General features: G+C 50.5%; 16 protein-coding genes. All 16 read left to right on the top strand.

The window, feature by feature from the left end:
* Window positions 1-290: 290 nt before the first annotated feature.
* Window positions 291-2,246 (top strand): threonine--tRNA ligase, encoded by a 1,956-nt coding sequence (gene thrS, locus CYPRO_RS08745; protein WP_114984254.1) that lies wholly within the window; start codon window positions 291-293, stop codon window positions 2,244-2,246.
* Between the two features lie 33 nt (window positions 2,247-2,279).
* Complete coding sequence (gene infC, locus CYPRO_RS08740) at window positions 2,280-2,828, top strand: translation initiation factor IF-3 (RefSeq protein WP_333473005.1); 549 nt, start codon at window positions 2,280-2,282, stop codon at window positions 2,826-2,828.
* 463 nt (window positions 2,829-3,291) lie between these two features.
* Window positions 3,292-3,489 carry a 50S ribosomal protein L35 gene (gene rpmI, locus CYPRO_RS08735; RefSeq protein ID WP_114984252.1) on the top strand — a complete coding sequence of 66 codons (198 nt, stop codon included), beginning with the start codon at window positions 3,292-3,294 and terminating at the stop codon, window positions 3,487-3,489.
* 41 nt (window positions 3,490-3,530) lie between these two features.
* The gene (gene rplT, locus CYPRO_RS08730) at window positions 3,531-3,878 is read left to right on the top strand and encodes a 50S ribosomal protein L20 (protein WP_114984251.1); all 348 of its coding nucleotides are present in this window, start codon (window positions 3,531-3,533) and stop codon (window positions 3,876-3,878) included.
* A gap of 105 nt (window positions 3,879-3,983) precedes the next feature.
* Complete coding sequence (pheS, locus tag CYPRO_RS08725; protein WP_114984250.1) at window positions 3,984-4,991, top strand: phenylalanine--tRNA ligase subunit alpha; 1,008 nt, start codon at window positions 3,984-3,986, stop codon at window positions 4,989-4,991.
* A gap of 6 nt (window positions 4,992-4,997) precedes the next feature.
* Window positions 4,998-7,418, top strand: coding sequence for a phenylalanine--tRNA ligase subunit beta (pheT, locus tag CYPRO_RS08720; protein ID WP_114984249.1), 2,421 nt, complete (start codon window positions 4,998-5,000; stop codon window positions 7,416-7,418).
* Window positions 7,419-7,442: 24 nt separating this feature from the next.
* Window positions 7,443-7,727: an alanine--tRNA ligase gene (locus CYPRO_RS08715; protein WP_114984248.1), complete on the top strand. Its 285-nt coding sequence runs from the start codon at window positions 7,443-7,445 to the stop codon at window positions 7,725-7,727.
* On the top strand, window positions 7,724-8,041 hold the full coding sequence (locus tag CYPRO_RS08710) for a cell division protein ZapA (RefSeq protein WP_114984247.1): 318 nt from the start codon (window positions 7,724-7,726) through the stop codon (window positions 8,039-8,041). Before CYPRO_RS08715 ends, CYPRO_RS08710 begins: the two co-directional genes overlap by 4 nt.
* Before the next feature lie 193 nt (window positions 8,042-8,234).
* A complete protein-coding gene (locus CYPRO_RS08705) occupies window positions 8,235-9,050 on the top strand; it encodes a TIGR00282 family metallophosphoesterase (RefSeq protein WP_114985745.1) in 816 nt (271 codons plus the stop codon).
* A gap of 42 nt (window positions 9,051-9,092) precedes the next feature.
* A complete protein-coding gene (locus tag CYPRO_RS08700; protein ID WP_114984246.1) occupies window positions 9,093-9,788 on the top strand; it encodes an ABC transporter ATP-binding protein in 696 nt (231 codons plus the stop codon).
* Between the two features lie 69 nt (window positions 9,789-9,857).
* Window positions 9,858-10,544 carry a tetratricopeptide repeat protein gene (locus CYPRO_RS08695; protein ID WP_114984245.1) on the top strand — a complete coding sequence of 229 codons (687 nt, stop codon included), beginning with the start codon at window positions 9,858-9,860 and terminating at the stop codon, window positions 10,542-10,544.
* A 268-nt stretch (window positions 10,545-10,812) separates the two neighbouring features.
* Window positions 10,813-11,667, top strand: coding sequence for a hypothetical protein (locus CYPRO_RS08690; RefSeq protein ID WP_114984244.1), 855 nt, complete (start codon window positions 10,813-10,815; stop codon window positions 11,665-11,667).
* The gene (locus CYPRO_RS08685; protein ID WP_240644713.1) at window positions 11,667-13,208 is read left to right on the top strand and encodes a hypothetical protein; all 1,542 of its coding nucleotides are present in this window, start codon (window positions 11,667-11,669) and stop codon (window positions 13,206-13,208) included. Before CYPRO_RS08690 ends, CYPRO_RS08685 begins: the two co-directional genes overlap by 1 nt.
* 35 nt (window positions 13,209-13,243) lie before the next feature.
* On the top strand, window positions 13,244-14,287 hold the full coding sequence (locus tag CYPRO_RS08680; RefSeq protein WP_124245577.1) for an OmpP1/FadL family transporter: 1,044 nt from the start codon (window positions 13,244-13,246) through the stop codon (window positions 14,285-14,287).
* An 18-nt stretch (window positions 14,288-14,305) separates the two neighbouring features.
* The gene (locus tag CYPRO_RS08675; protein ID WP_114984242.1) at window positions 14,306-15,277 is read left to right on the top strand and encodes a PorV/PorQ family protein; all 972 of its coding nucleotides are present in this window, start codon (window positions 14,306-14,308) and stop codon (window positions 15,275-15,277) included.
* 10 nt (window positions 15,278-15,287) lie between these two features.
* Entirely contained in the window at window positions 15,288-16,427 is a 1,140-nt protein-coding gene (locus CYPRO_RS08670) for a glycosyltransferase family 4 protein (RefSeq protein ID WP_114984241.1), read from the top strand.
* Window positions 16,428-16,444: the final 17 nt, after the last annotated feature.

Raw genomic sequence — 16,444 nt, 5'->3', positions numbered from 1 at the left:
CCGAAGCGAATCCGATAAATGCAGCGTCCCTGATACGCGGTGCATGAGATCTTGCCAGAGTACAGACAGCGGGGAAATTCCGAAGCTCGTCAAAAGCACCAAAGGCTTATCCAGGGCCTTCTTCCAACAGCGACTTACTGAATTCCTGGCTCTGAAAAACGTATTCAGCCTGTCATGATGAATACGGGTTAAACGCCTTTCAAACCCTTGCATTGATTTTGTATATTTGACGCTTGTATTCATCACGATAATCTATTCTATTCTTTCCGCACCCGACTCTATCTAATTTAATGGCTCAGGATTCTAACGCAGCAGAGACGATTCAATTAACATTTCCGGATGGGACCATCCGTACCTATCCAGCCGGCACATCCGGCTTTGAAGTCGCAAAGAGCATCTCTCCCCGTCTTGCCAAAGACGCCCTCAGCATCACCCTAAACGAAACGGTGCTCGACCTCGACCGTCCCATCACCGCGGATGGCAGCCTGAAAATCAACACCTGGGATACCGAAGACGGCAAAATGACCTTCTGGCACAGCAGCGCGCACCTTCTCGCTGAAGCCGTCGAAGCCCTGTACCCTGGCGTAAAGCTCGGCATTGGTCCGGCCATTGAACAGGGGTTCTACTACGACATTGATTTCGGGGATACAACCATTTCTGTAGAAGACCTCCCCCGCATCGAGAAAAAAATGCTCGAACTTGCGCGCGTCAAGACTGCATTCACCCGAAAAGAAGTTTCCAAAGAAGAAGCCGTCGCCCATTACACGGAGAAAAACGATCCGTACAAACTCGAACTCCTCGGTGATCTGGAAGACGGTACCATTTCTTTTTACACGCAGGGCAACTTCACAGACCTCTGCCGCGGACCGCACATCCCGAACACAGAAAAGGTAAAGGCTGTAAAACTTCTGAACGTAGCCGGCGCCTACTGGCGCGGAAAAAGCGACAACAAACAGCTTACCCGCATTTACGGCATCAGCTTCCCCAAGCAGAAAATGCTGGATGAATTCCTGCACATGCTGGAAGAAGCCAAAAAACGGGATCACAAAAAACTGGGCAAAGAGCTGTCCCTTTACATGATCGATCCCATGATCGGCAGCGGCTTACCGGTTTGGCTGCCCAACGGCACCGTTCTGCGTCGCACGCTTGAAGCTTTCCTGCGCGACGAGCAGATTAACCGCGGATATCAGGAAGTCATCACCCCGCACATCGCGAATCTGCGTCTGTATGAAACATCAGGGCACTACCCATACTACGCCGATTCACAATACGACCCCATGCAGGTCGATGACGAGCGCTATATGCTCAAACCCATGAACTGCCCGCATCATCACCGCATTTACGCCCGTGAAATGCACAGTTACCGCGACCTGCCGATTCGTTTATCTGAATTCGGAACCGTGTACCGCTACGAACAATCCGGCGAGCTCAACGGACTCTCCCGCGTACGCGGCTTCACGCAGGACGACGCCCACATCTACTGCACACACGATCAGCTCAAAGATGAGATCAAGGGCTGCATCGACCTGACGCAGCATGTGTTCAGCATTTTCGACATGCCGGTTGACATCCGCCTTTCTTTCCGCGATGAAAACGACGACAAATATGGCGGCGCTGCAGAATACTGGCAGCGTGCACAACGCGAAATCAGAGAAGTAGCCGATGAACTCGGCCTTGCCTACACCATCGCTGAAGGCGAAGCAAGCTTCTACGGCCCCAAAATTGATTTCATCATCCGGGACGCCATTGGGCGCAAATGGCAGCTTGGCACCGTACAGCTCGACTACGTCATGCCCGAACGCTTCGAACTCACCTACATGGGTGCCGACAACAAAAAACACCGCCCGGTGATTATCCATCGCGCCCCTTTCGGCTCAATGGAAAGATTCACATCCATATTAATCGAACACTTCGCCGGAAATTTCCCGCTTTGGCTGTCGCCCAAGCAGGTCAGCATCATTCCCGTATCCGATCAGTTCAACACCCTTGCTTATAAGTATCGTGATCAGCTCCATGAAAAAGGCATACGCGTAACCGTAGATGACCGCAGTGAGCAGATCGGGCTCAAAATCAGAGAAGCCGAAAAAGCAAAAATACCCCAAATGCTGATTATCGGCGAACGTGAAGCCGAAAACAACACGGTATCCCTGCGCAAACACCGAAAAGGAAATGTCGGAACGTTTGCATTTGATGAATACCTTGTTAAATTAACAGACGAAATCAACAACAAAGTTTTGCCGGATTAACGCACAGAAAACCGGCACCCTAAACCTGAATAAATAGGAGATACAACAATCGGAAAGAGATATAAGCAATACAAGAATTACAACACCGAGCGCATTAACGAAGACATCGAAGCGCCAAAAGTACGTGTTATCAAGCCAGACGGTGAGCACGAAATTGTCAGCTCAGACCGCGCCCTTGCTATAGCGCGCAATATGGAACTGGACCTCGTTGAAGTCGCCGCAGACGCCAACCCTCCAGTATGCCGTATTCTGGACTACAAAAAATTCTTGTACGAAAAGAAAAAGAAAGAAAAAGAAGCCAAGAAAAAGCAGCACGTCGTAAACATCAAAGAGCTTCGATTCAGACCGCATACGGATGACCACGACTACAACTTCAAACTGAAACACGCCAAATCGTTTCTGGAAGAAGGTAACAAGGTCAAAGCCACCGTGCAGTTCAGGGGTCGCGACATTATTTACAGCAACAACGGCAAAGAACTCCTCGAACGCTTTGCCGACGACCTTAAAGAACTCGGCAAAATCGAGACCAACCCCAAGCTTGAAGGCAAGCGCATGTCACTCATTGTTGCGCCCAACAAATAAGCCGGAGCTAATAATTAACTTCAGGAAGTCCCCAATCTCCGGGTGACTTCCTTTTTTTTGCGCACAGCTCACCCGCTCCCTGTTGCAAAAGCAGGCTAAACAAACACGGTAAACCTGCCACCGGCGCCCATAGCATGGCGGGCTTTTTTATTTTTTGGGAAAAACTCCGTGAACATCAGGAGCTTGGCGGGTAAACTCAAAGCTCCCAAATCAAAGATAAAGCCCTTGCTTTTTTTCTCTGATCCGGACTTTTCAGCCTCAGCAAACACACTGACAAGGCAATCCCGCTCCTGTTGCTTCCCCTTAAAAACAGAATACCGGAAGCTGAGCTATGCACAAATCAGGACAGCGCCAAATATATCGGTACCATTCGTTTGTGTCGGTAATTCAAATTGTATTAGGGTCAAAAAGTGTTTATATTTGCGGTTCTGTATTCAAATCGAAAATTAGATACGAATAACAAATGCCTAAACTCAAAACAAACAGTGGCGCCAAAAAGCGATTCAAGCTCACCGGAACCGGCAAGCTGAAGCGTAAAAAGGCATTCACAAGCCACATTCTCACCAAAAAGTCGCCGAAGCGCAAGCGCAATCTGCGGCAATCTACCCTGGTTCACAAGAGCGACATGAGCAACATCAAGCGTCTCCTGCCAAACCTCTAAGTAGAAATTCAATTTAACATTTAACCTTTAAGCTATATCAAATGCCACGTTCAGTGAACAAAGTGGCTTCCAAAAGCCGTCGCAAGAAGATACTCAAGCAAGCGAAAGGCTATTGGGGTTCACGAAGCAAGGTTTATACAGTTGCCAAAAATACTGTAGAAAAAGGTCTTCAATATCAGTACAGAGACCGCCGTAACCGCAAACGGGAATTCAGAAAACTCTGGATCATCCGTATCAATGCGGCTGCACGCCTTAACGGGGTTTCTTACTCCAGACTGATGGGTGCTCTGAAAAAGCACAATATTGAAATCGACCGCAAAATCCTGGCGGATCTTGCCGTACACGAGCCGCAAACATTCACGGCAATCGTTAAAAAAGCAACCGCCTAAGCGTGTTCTTCTTTTCGATTATGTAACTTACAGGCAAGCCTACATCCAATAGGCTTGCCTTTTTTATTCATCCCGCTCCACCCCTGAAGCGCCTTCCACCAAACTATGAGTGAACTCACTGATAAGCTCAAAAAAGAGATTGAATCCGCAAGGATCAGCACCCGTGAAGAACTTGAGCACTTCCGCCTCACCTATCTTTCCAAAAAGGGGCATGTATCCGCATTGCTCAGTAAAATCGGCTCTGTAGCGGCTGAAGAACGCAAAATATTCGGTCAGAAAGTCAACGCCGTAAAACAGCTTGCACACACTAAACTCAAAGAAGCGGAACAGCGGCTGCACAGCACAAAAAAATCTACTGCGAAAGCAACCGACGATATCACCCTGCCCGCAAGCCCGCTTCCGCTTGGCGTAGCCCATCCCCTGTCGCAAACCCTCCGGCAAATCAAAGATGTTTTCTACCGTCTTGGATTTTCCATTGCCGACGGCCCCGAAGTTGAAGACGATTTTCACAACTTTACCGCGCTCAACTTTCCGCCCGAACATCCAGCCCGCGACATGCAAGATACCTTCTTCATTCGGAAAACCGAAGACGCCGACACCGACGACCTTGTTCTGCGCACACACACCTCACCCGTACAGATTCGTCTGATGAAAAACGGCACCCCGCCCTTCCGCTCCATTATGCCGGGACGGGTGTACCGCAACGAATCCATCACGGCCAAATCATACTGCCTGTTTCATCAGGTTGAAGGACTTTATGTAGATAAAAAAGTATCGCTTGCCGAGCTCAAGGATACACTCATCATGTTTGTGGAAATGATTTACGGGGAAGACGTTCGCTACCGGATTCGTCCTTCTTTCTTCCCGTTTACCGAACCAAGCCTCGAAATGGATATTTGGTGGGGAGATGAAAGCTCCGGAAAATGGCTCGAAATCTTAGGAGCCGGCATGGTTCATCCCAATGTGCTGCAAGCAGTTGGCATTGATTCCGAAGAATACAGCGGCTTTGCTTTCGGCATGGGTGTAGAGCGAATTGCCATGCTCAAATACGGCATTGACGACATCCGCCTCCTCTACGACAACGACCTCCGTTTCCTGCAACAGTTCCAATAATTAACTATGAAAATTTCGCTAAACTGGCTGCGCGACTACATAAACACCAGCCTCTCCGATACAGAAATTGCTGACAAACTCACCCTGACCGGCTTAGAAGTTGATGAAATTGAATCCGTAGGAAGCGACTTTGCAGGTGTGGTAGTGGGCGAAGTAATTAGCGCAGAAAAACATCCCAACGCTGATAAACTCACCCTTTGTCAGGTAAACACCGGTGAAGAAACCGTGCAGATTGTATGCGGTGCGCCCAATGTTGCTGCCGGGCAAAAAGTGCCCGTTGCAAAAGTTGGCGCAACCCTGCCGGTAACCGACAAAAGCGGCAAACCTTTTCATATTAAAAAATCGAAAATCCGCGGCGAGTTGTCATTCGGGATGATTTGCGCCGAAGACGAGCTGGGCATTGGAACCGATCACAGCGGGATCATGGTACTTGACAGCGCCCTATCCCCCGGCACGCCTTTCTCAGATGTCGTACCCGGCACCCGGGATACCATCCTTGAAATTGGCCTTACGCCAAACCGCCCCGACGCAGCCTGTCATGCAGGCACCGCCCGCGACCTGTTTGCCGTAACCGGCGAAGCTTTCACGCATCCCGCAGCCTCGCTCCAACCCGCCTCCATCACCCATCATGAAGACGGAAATCCGCGTATCAGCATTCGCATTGAAAACACGGATTTGTGCCATCGCTACGCGGGTATCGTGATGAAAAACGTACAGGTGCAGCCCTCCCCGCAATGGGTACAAAACCGTCTCAAGGCCATCGGACTGCGCCCCCGAAACGCAGTAGTTGACGCAACCAATTACGTGCTGCACGAGCTTGGGCAACCCCTCCATGCCTTCGATATCAGCACTCTGAGCGGTCCGGAAATTGTCGTTAAATCTTTTGGTCAGGAGATCACTTTCACGACACTGGACGAAACCGAACAGAAAGTACCGGCAGGTTCCCTGTTTATATGCGACGCCGAAAAACCGGTCGCACTCGCAGGCGTAATGGGCGGATTAAACTCTGAAATCCAGGACCATACAACTGATATCCTTATTGAATCAGCCTGGTTTGAGCCTGTAAGCGTACGCAAAACATCCCGTGCGCTGGCCCTGCAAACAGATTCATCCTACCGCTTCGAACGCGGCGTTGATCCGCAGATCACGCTCAAAGCGGCCCTGCGCTGTGCACAGCTGATTGCAGAATGGACAGGCGCAGAAATTGACGGGCCGGTTACGGATATCCATCCCGTAGTTACTGAACCCAAAAAACTCAGCCTGCGGGTAGCACGCGCCAATCAGATGATAGGCACGGAAATACCGCAGGAAACCATGGTTCAGATTTTAGCGCGCCTCGGCTTTGCCCCACAGGCCGCGGGTGACCGCATTAACTGCACCGTTCCGACCTACCGCCCGGATGTGAGTATCGAAGTAGATCTCATAGAAGAAGTCGCCCGGATTTTTGACTACAACAACATCCCAACTCCGGGGTGCATATCCTTTGCACGGCCGCCGGTCACGCCCTTTGAAGAGCAGTTCAAAACCAGCCTGCACGACGCCTGTATCCGGCTTGGACTCACGGAGCTGTACAACAACTCCCTCCTTCCCGAAACCATCCGTAAGTGGCTCACCGAAGCGCAGGAAGCACAGCTTATCCCAACCCTGAATCCCATTTCTCGCGACCAGGCTATCCTGCGCCCGGACCTGACCTACGGCTTTCTGAAATCAGCGGCCTACAACTTCAACCGCAAAGCTGAAAGCTTCCGGGCTTTTGAAATAGGACGCGTTTTTTCTTCCGGGGAAGGCAGCTGGATTAGCGGCATTCAGGAAACGACCAGCCTTCTGATCGGGATTGCCGGCAACAAGCAGGTGCAGCACTGGCAGCACCCGGCACAGGTCTTCACCTTTCACGACCTTAAAGCCCTGTTAAACGGACTCTTCAGAAATCTTCAGCTGGAAGACAAAATCAGCTTTGCGTACGAAAATCAGATTCTGCACCTCCAAAACGGAAGCACCCGCATGGGGTACGCGCGTCAGATAACGGCCGCCGAAGCAAAGCTGCATGACCTTGAAGTCCCTGCATTCATAGCTGAGATCAACTGTGATGAACTAAGCAAACTTGTGCGGGAGCGTCCGCAGGTCCGCTATGCGTCTGTTCCGAAATTTCCTGCATTTGAATTCGATATTGCGTTAATTGTTGACGCAGAGCTCGAAGCCTTTCAATTACTGAGCTACATCAAAACACATGGGGGCAAGCGCCTGAAATCCGTCAGTGTTTTCGATGTCTTTGAAGGAAAAAGCCTTGGTGAAGAGAAAAAGAGCGTTGCGTTCAGACTCATCTTTCAGGATGGCGAAAAAACGCTTACCATTGATGACGTCAACTCCATCATCAACAAGCTCACCAAAGGGCTTGATAAAACATTCGGGGCAAAGCTCAGGGGATAGTCAGACCGCAAACAGCAACCGGCAATGAAAGACAAACAAGTTCTACATAGCGTAAAATCAGCACAGCGGGCGCAGGAGCTTCGCAGTTTGCTGGCCGAAATGCAGGCCGCAACCGCTGATCTTACGCAACGCTATCATGATCTTGTGCAGGAGAATCAGCGCTTAAAAAAAGAAAACGACAAGCTGAAAGATCAGCTTGTGCTGCGTGAAGGAGAGCCGGTTTTAACCCAAAAAGAACGGCTCATCCTGAAGCAGCAATTACTGCGCATGATTCGCCGTCTTGACCGCCATCTCGAAGTGAAAGAATGAAATCCATCAAAGTCACCATACTCAACAAGCAGTACCCGCTCAAGGTGCAGCCCGGAGACGAGCTTCTGATGGAAGAAGTAGCGCAATTTGTGGACCGGCGTCTGAAAGACATGAAAAAGCACTTTGCAGGGCAGCCCAACGACACCATCATGGTTCTGAGCTGTTTGAGCCTTGCGGAAGAAATTTTTCTTCTGAAAAAAAACATGCCCGATTCTTTCGATAAAGACCTGAATAATGTGCTTTTCGGTGAAGTCGCCGAGAGCCTGCAGGAAAGCCTGAATCAAATTAACACTACCAAAATCAAAAAAAAGTAGTATATTCAATTAAGGACAGCGTTTGGTTATTGCTTGAACGATATTTAATCAACAGGGAGTCCGGCTTTGTGCGACAACGTCGTGCCTCATGTTCCTTCGGGAAATAGTGGAAGACGAACTCGCATGAGAGGGTTCCCACCGTGTGTAAAACGGTTCTTTGCAATTCCCGCTGTCCTTTTTTTATTTATCCCACATGCCCAATACAATCAGTCTTTTATTCGTCGGTGATGTCGTATCCGACGCAGGAATCGCGCTTACAGATACCTTCCTCCAAACAATCATCAAGAAATACAGCGCCGATTTTGTAGTCATTAATGGGGAGAACGCTCATGAAGGCATGGGAACCAATGAGCAAATTGTCAAAAACTTCTACCGCCTCGGGGCGCACGTTGTAACCGGCGGCAATCATAGCTTTGCAAAATGGAAGATCTACCCGTACATGAAAACAGATCCCAATTTGTTACGCCCCCTGAATTATCCGAAAGGTGCGCATGGGTATGGCTATGGTATTTATGACATACCCGAAACCGGCCTGAAAATTGGCGTTATAAATATGCAGGGGCGCACTTTCATGCAGTCCATAGACTGCCCGTTTCGCACTGCCGACTGGGTAATTGATAAAATTAAGACAGAGACAGATCTGATATTTGTGGACTTTCATGCCGAAGCAACAGCTGAAAAACAGGCTTTTGCCTGGTATGTTGACGGCCGGGTTTCTGTCGTTGCCGGAACCCATACGCATGTGCCGACAAACGATGCCCGCATTCTACCGAAAGGTACCGGCTACATTACGGATGTGGGCATGACCGGCGCGTTCAACTCGGTAATCGGCATGGATAAGGATACAGCCATCAAACGCTTCTTGCTGCAAACCCCGCACAAGTACAGCTCGGCCAATGGCGATAACCGTATGTGCGGCATTCATACCCTCATCAATACTGAAAACGGCAAATGCGAGCATATTGAACCCTTTGCATATCCTGGTTTCAGAAGCTCCAATTTATCGTAACCCTCCCCTGCCTTTCCCCGCTCACATTTACCAAGACAGCTCGTGGAACCGATACTTTACGCCCGTGACCTGAAAAAATCATACGAAGAGAAAGGATCAGGAGAAAAACTCGAAGTCCTGAAAGGGGTAAATATTGATATTGCGGCCAATGAAATTGTAGCCATCGTTGGCGCAAGCGGCTCCGGCAAAAGTACCCTTCTCCATCTCCTTGGGGGCCTTGACCGCGCTGATTCAGGTGATGTTTTTTTTCGGGGTACAAATATGAGCACCCTCAACACCGCGGCCCTTGCTGGTTTCCGGAATAAAAACATGGGCTTCGTATTTCAGTTTCATCATTTGCTTCCGGAATTCTCTGCCCTTGAAAATGTCATGATGCCGGCCCTGATCGGTAATCACTTTGCGGAAAAACGGAACGAGCGCGCAGAAATGTTGCTCGGTCAGTTCGGCCTTGCCAAACGCGGCCATCACCGGCCGTCGGAGCTCTCGGGTGGTGAACAGCAGCGGGTTGCTGTTGCACGCGCACTGATGAATGAACCGGACCTTTTACTTGCTGATGAACCAACCGGCAACCTCGACGAGCACAACACCCAAACCTTGCTCGATCAGCTTTTTGAGCTGCGCAATGCGCTCAGTATAACCGTAGTTATGGTAACGCACGACCGCAAAATAGCGTCCCGCTGCGACCGTGTGCTGCGCATTGAGCAAGGCAATATTGTAGCCGGTGAAATGAATTTTTGACTTGTCTAATCATCTAATACGCTTTATTTTAGCCGTTCTGTAAACAACTTAAATTTCGCCCAAAATAAAATGTCCAACAGACTTTCTAAGGAAGAACTCGAACAGGATGCTCTCGTAACCAGCTACGTTAAAGCGCTCGCATTCTATAAGGAAAATAAAGGCTCAATCATCGGTGGTTTGATTGCCGTTATTGCGCTAATCAGTGGAATTATTTGGTTTGTCACCAGTTCGGCTTCTGCAGAAAACAATGCACGGGAAGCCATGTCATTCGCTGAAGAACAGTTTTTAGGCGGCAATTTCGAAAACGCTCTTTTCGGTGATGATGAAGCAATGGAACCCGGTTTGATTGAGATCACAAGCCGCTTTCCGCGTACCGCGGCGGGAAATCTTGCATTCTACTATGCCGCGGTAAGTTTTGCTGAAATTGGCGATTACGAATCTGCACTTAGCAAAATTAATCGGTTTAATGTGCCTTCAGGTGTAATGGGCGTAGCGCCTAAAAGCCTGCATGCCATGATACTCATGCAACTTGAGCAATACAGCGACGCTTCCCGCATGTTCGAAAATGCTGCAAACTGGGATGTAAACAGCGCTACAACGCCTTTCAACCTATTGAATGCCGCTGAAGCTGCCTACGCCGCCGGAAATTACGACCGTGCAGCAACACTCGCCCGCCGGATTAAGACCGATTATCCTAATTCGCAGTTTGCGGCAAATGCGCAGCGGCTTGAAGGAATGCTTTCCGCACGACGTTAATTTTTTTGAAACTCTTGGGGTTATATCACGTCTAACTATTGGTATATGACCTCGAGATAGATTATCTCCATCAAAGCCCGGTTAGTTAGCGCGAACCGGGCTTTTTTTTTATTGGACTTTTCCCGACAATTACGGAACAAAGCTGCCTACCTTAGGTTCCAATCAAGGCTGTTCATCATGCGGAAAACGCAAGCGAAGATACCCTACAGAACTAAGCCGCTTTTTTAATACCTTACAGCTCAACTTTTAAGCAAAATAATCCGCCTTTATGCTTCAGCCTGAAGGGCAAAAGCTCCGCTACTTTTTTCCGAGAAACCTGCCAACACCATTTCTGATACCACTTTTTCTGGGTATCGTGCTTCTTATCAGCACCATTTCCGGCTGTGAGACCCCGCCCGGCGCGGCACCCTACGAGGTGAGTCCGGAGCCCTTCAGAAGTCTCACCCTGATTCCGGAAGGCTTACAGTTTGATCCAGCGCAGGGTATTCGGGATACAACGGTTACGGTAGATATAAATGTGCAGCTGCGTGATGGGCAGCTGCCCGAGAACCCGGTTTTCACCGTCGTCCGGCAGGGTTTCCCGGGTACCTTTCGTGAAGGTTCTCTCAACCTGAATCAGGACGTTTCGCTAACTGCAAGCTTCTCTTTCAGCACTACGACCAACAGTAGTTTTGCCCTCACGGTCTATGTTTTTGATCAGACAGATTCAGGGGTTCTGTCCAACACCCTTCAGCGAAATTTTACGCAAACCGGTTTCACCACACAGCCGCCTGAAATCCTTGGCTTTGAACACCCGCCCCTTGTAAATATCCCGACGGAGGGTACGGTTTCCTTCAGGTTCGAAACCGAAGTATTTCACCCGGAAGGGCAGGAAAATATCGAACTTGTATTGCTTGAACTCTTCGATTCAAAAGGAAACCTTCTGGGCGGTGAACCTTTCAGTATGCTGGATGACGGTGATATCGAGAACAGCGGCGACCTTGAAGCCGGTGACGGAATCTTTACCCGGGCTTTTTTCATTGGTCCCGAAAATCAGCCGGAAGTGTATGATGTACGCACCTATGCCCTCGACCGGCAGGGTCTCTCGAGTGATACCCTCACCTCAACTTTCATCATAGAATAATGCAGCTACGTTTTTCCGTTTTCGGACTTCTTGTTTGTGCATGGCTCTTCGGTTCTTTCCCAATGGTTCAGGCACAAATCACAGGCCCCACACCTCCCGAGACCTTCAACTCCCTGAGTCAGAACAGCGTGTCTAACATGGGCGCCATCGGTGATTCCCTGTGGGTTGGACCCCTGATGATGCTCAATGTGAACAACAGCCTCGATTTTATTTTTCCCGAAAGAGCCGACTCCATTGCAGCGGGTCCCGGTCGTTTGTTTTCGATCGCGCTGGCAGCTGATACCGTTTTTGCGGGACTCGGCTTCAACTTTCAAAGCGGCGGATCAAGCGTGCAAACAAGCCTTGGATTCCATGTCTCTACGGACGGGGGCTTGAACTGGGGGTACATTCCGCCTCCCCTCGATGATGAGACCGCAACAAGCATTCGTTACGGGGATCAGTTCCTTGAAGCGGTTCCTGTAATTGTACCGCAGCAATCGCCGCCCTACAATGTAGCTTTTCGCGGGGAAAGGGTGTTTTTTGCAGGATGGGCTTCCGGCATCAGACGAAGCCTGGATTTTGGGCAAACCTGGGAGCGGCTCTTGCTCCCACCCCGCGATGTAAATACGCTCAACCCTGAAGTAACCTATAATTTTGTCTTTGATCCGCGCCTCGACAATAACTTCCTGGGCTTTTCGGTCATGATAGACAGCGATGGATATGTTTGGGCCGGAACCGCCGGGGGCCTGAATATCTCCGAAAACGCACTCACGGATCCGGCGCATTTGGTTCGCTGGAACAAAACAAGACGCAGCGGGAGCAGCAGCGGATTGCTCGGCAACTGGATTATCCGCATCAAAGAAAACACCTTCGATGGAGGGGTATGGATGACCAACTGGATTGCTGAAGGTTCCGATCAGCAAGGCATCGTTGTCACTTACGACAGAGGACAAACCTTCACACAGTACCTCATCGGGGAGCAGATTTATGATCTCGCCTTTGAGGGTGAACGCATTTATGCGGCAGGAAATAACGGGCTGTTTATTAGTCCTGATAACGGGCAAAGCTGGAACCAAATACGGCAGATCAGCACGCCAAACGGATTCATCCGCGCCAATGCAGACTATCTGAGCCTGGCGACAACCACCGACCGCCTATGGGTGGGCACCACCGACGGACTTGCTTCCACCGATGACGGCGGGGAAAGCTGGCAGCTCACTCGCGTCAATTTCCCCTTAACCGGCGGCAATCAGTTCGTGCCGGACGCCCGCGATACCGACAGCTATGCATACCCTAATCCTTTTTCAAAGCGGATACACGAGCTGGTACGCATTAAATTTGAAGCCAAACGAAACGGCAATGCCCGGATCCGGCTGTTTGATTTCGGCATGAATCTCATACGCGAACTCGACAGCGGCGTGCCTGTTACCGAAGGGCAAACTTACGAAGCCGTCTGGGATGGTACCGATGGCAGCGGACGCATTGTTGCCAACGGCCCCGTTTTTTATGTGATCTCCGTCGGAGGGTCAGAAACAACCGGAAAAATTTTGGTACTTGATTGATGAAGCATCACAGCACACAACACCGGACATCTTTCATGAAAATCCGATTCCGCGGCCTGGTATTGTTCAGCCTGATAACGTTGTTTTTTTCAGCGGATCTCATGGCACAAAACGGAGGTTTCGCGGGCGCATTCAGCCGGATGGGCTTTGGTCCGCGTGGCATGGGTATGGGAAATGCCATGACGGCAGTACACCATCAGGGCGTATTTGCCCATTACAACCCGGCAATTGCTTCTACGGTACAGGATACGCAGTTTGATTTCTCCGCTTCTTCAATGAGTTTTGACCGGCAGCTCAATCTCATCAATACCGCCTTTATTCTGCCGCCCAATGCCGGTATCAACATTGGCTTGCTGCACGCAGGCGTGTCTGATTTCGATGGACGCACCACATCTGGCGTTCCAACATCACGCTTCTCAACCAATGAATTTAATGCATTCATTGCCTTTGGTCTCAACCCGGGCCGCCGGCTGAGTCTCGGTTTTGCCGCCAATTTGTACTATGCCAGTTATTTTGAGAATGTTGATAATCCGCTCGGTTTCGGGCTTGATGTAGGTTTTTTATATCAGCTTAGCGAACAGTTCACTATTGGCGCAAGCGTGCAGGATATGTTCGCCAACTACACCTGGAGCACATCCGGGGTGTATGGCGGGTCGCTGAGCAACCGCTCCGACAGTTTCCCGGTTCGCTACAAAATCGGGGCTGCCTATGAAATTCCTGCGCATCGTCTCCTTATTTCAGCTGATTTTGAAACCCGCTCTGAAAGCGCGCAAATACAGGAACGCTTGCTTGACACGAGCACGGGTCAGCCTGTTGTTCGCAACAGATTCAGCGACATCACAACCGGTTCTCAAATGCTGCGTCTTGGGGTGCAGTACGGCATTCATGAGCGCATAGACCTTCGGGCCGGATGGGATTCGGGCGATTTGTCTGCCCTGAGTGAATCCCAGCGCTTCATGGGAGGTTTCAGTCTGAAGCTGCCCCTGCAGCGCATTAATTCAGCTATCGATTACGCCTTTGTGCGCGAACCCGAAGGCATCAGCTTCATGCACGTATTTGGCCTGCGTATCATCCGATAAACCCTTCCAACCGCTGTTATGAACCTATTTCTGCAACGTATTTCGCTTTTCTGTCTCGCTTTCCTGTTTGCCGTCGCCGGGACAGCAAAAGCACAAACCGGACTTGATTTTTTAAATATCGGGCCAAATGCGCAATCCCTTGGCATTTCAGAAGCGCACACCGCTGTACCACTGGGGTCAGCGAGCGTTTTCACAAACCCGGCCAATCTCATGCTGACCGAGTCATCAGCGCTCGGACTGGCCTACTCGCTGTGGATTGCGGACACCCAAATTACGCAGGCATCCGCTTCCGTACGACGGGAGCGGGATGTGTTTGGGTTAGGGGTGCTTTCATCTTTGATTGATGACTTCGAGGCACGTCAGACACCAGGTCCTTCAACCGGCAGTTTTTCCGTGCAGTATCTGGCCCTGACCGCGGCCTATGCCCGCTCGGTATCCTTTCTTTCTGTCGGAGGCTCTGTTTCCTACCTGTACGAACAGTTGTTTCAGCAAAACGCATCCGGCTATGCCTTTTCAGGCGGAATAACCGGAGAATTTCTGGATCAGCGCTTACGCATAGCTTCAGCAATTACCAATGCCGGACGAATGGGAGAGCTGCAAAATGAGCGGACCACCGTGCCTGCGCGCTGGCGAACTGGTTTTGATGTGAATGCCGTTCAGATCTCGACCGTCTCCGGGGCAGAGGTGCCGGTAGTCATAAATCTGAGCGCTGACTTTGTTGTGCCCTTGCAGGAGGAGTTTATCCGGGACGCCGGCGATGATGACCGTGCCATAGAATCCGGCAATTTTCTTGCTTTTGGCCTGCAGGCTGAACTGTACGACCTGGTAGGCGTACGCGCGGGCTACCGCACCGGTGAAACGGCCCGGAACTGGTCTTTCGGGGCTTCCGTGAATGTGCATCCCGTAAAGTTTTACTACAGTTTTATCCCGTTTGAAACCGGTTTTGGGATGGTACATTCCATCGGCCTGAACTACAGCTTCAACTTGTAGAGCTGCCCGCATGCACACGCCCAAACGGGTCATAATGGCGGTACACAGTGATTATGTGCACGATCACAGGGTAAGACGGGAAGCAAAAGCCCTGACCGATACCGGCATCGCGCTCGAAGTCATAGCTGCCGCACCACAAATCAGCGAGGCTTCAGATCAAAGCCTGGACGGGGCAGTCATTCACCGTATCCCGCTACTTCAGCAATCTGGTAAAGCGCGTTATCTTGCCTTTATTCGGGCGGTCAAATCCAGGCTGAATCAGCTTCAACCCGCTGCGCTGTATCACGCGCATGATCTTGACGGGCTTATGGCAGTTGCCGCCTTTGCGAAGCGAAGAAACAAAATGCTCATCTATGATAGTCATGAGCTGCATACCGAAGTGCATTCCCTCCAGGGTCGCCCTTTTACACGCTGGGTTTGGAAACAAATCGAGCGTCGCTACATCCGGAAGGCTGACCGTATCATAACCGTATCAGACGGCATTGCAGACGTTCTCCAACAGCGGTATCAGCTGCGCGCAAAACCGGATGTGGTCCGAAATTTCACTGACCGGCTGCGGTTTAAGGACACCGAGCCCACTACACGGGAAAGCCTGCACCTTCCCCAAACAAAACATATTGCGCTCTATCAGGGCGTCGTTCAGCATGGGCGCGGAATTCCGGCCATGCTTGAAGCCATTGCCCAAACAACCGACTGGGGCTTCGTGATTTGCGGAGACGGTGCCCAAAAGCCCGCCATGGAATCCCTGGCGGCAGAACTCGGGATAGGTGACCGCGTTCGCTTTACCGGCATGGTCAGCCGGGATCATATCGGGAAAATCAGCCGGCATTGTCATGCAGCTTTTCTTTTGACCGAACCTGTAGGCCTGAGTCACTTCTATTCGCTTCCTAACAAGCTCACCGAGTATATTCATTACGGACTGCCGGTCGTTGCTACCGGCCTTCCTGAAATCAGGAATATTGTTGAAAGTTACGGCACGGGTAAAATTATTTCGGCTGACCGCTTTGAAGCGGCTGAAATTTCAGAAGCACTCCATGAAATTGGTGCAGCACCAAATCAGTTTCAGCATGGGCTTCAAAAAGCTTCGGAAACGCTGAACTGGCAGACCGAAAAAGAAAGATTGCTTGCCATTTACCGGGAGCTGTTATAAGGGCGTTGAGACTCTTT

Origin of the sequence: Cyclonatronum proteinivorum (assembly GCF_003353065.1) — a bacterium.
Classification (GTDB): Bacteria; Bacteroidota; Rhodothermia; order Balneolales; family Cyclonatronaceae; genus Cyclonatronum; species Cyclonatronum proteinivorum.
This window is presented reverse-complemented; position numbering and strand designations above follow the sequence as displayed.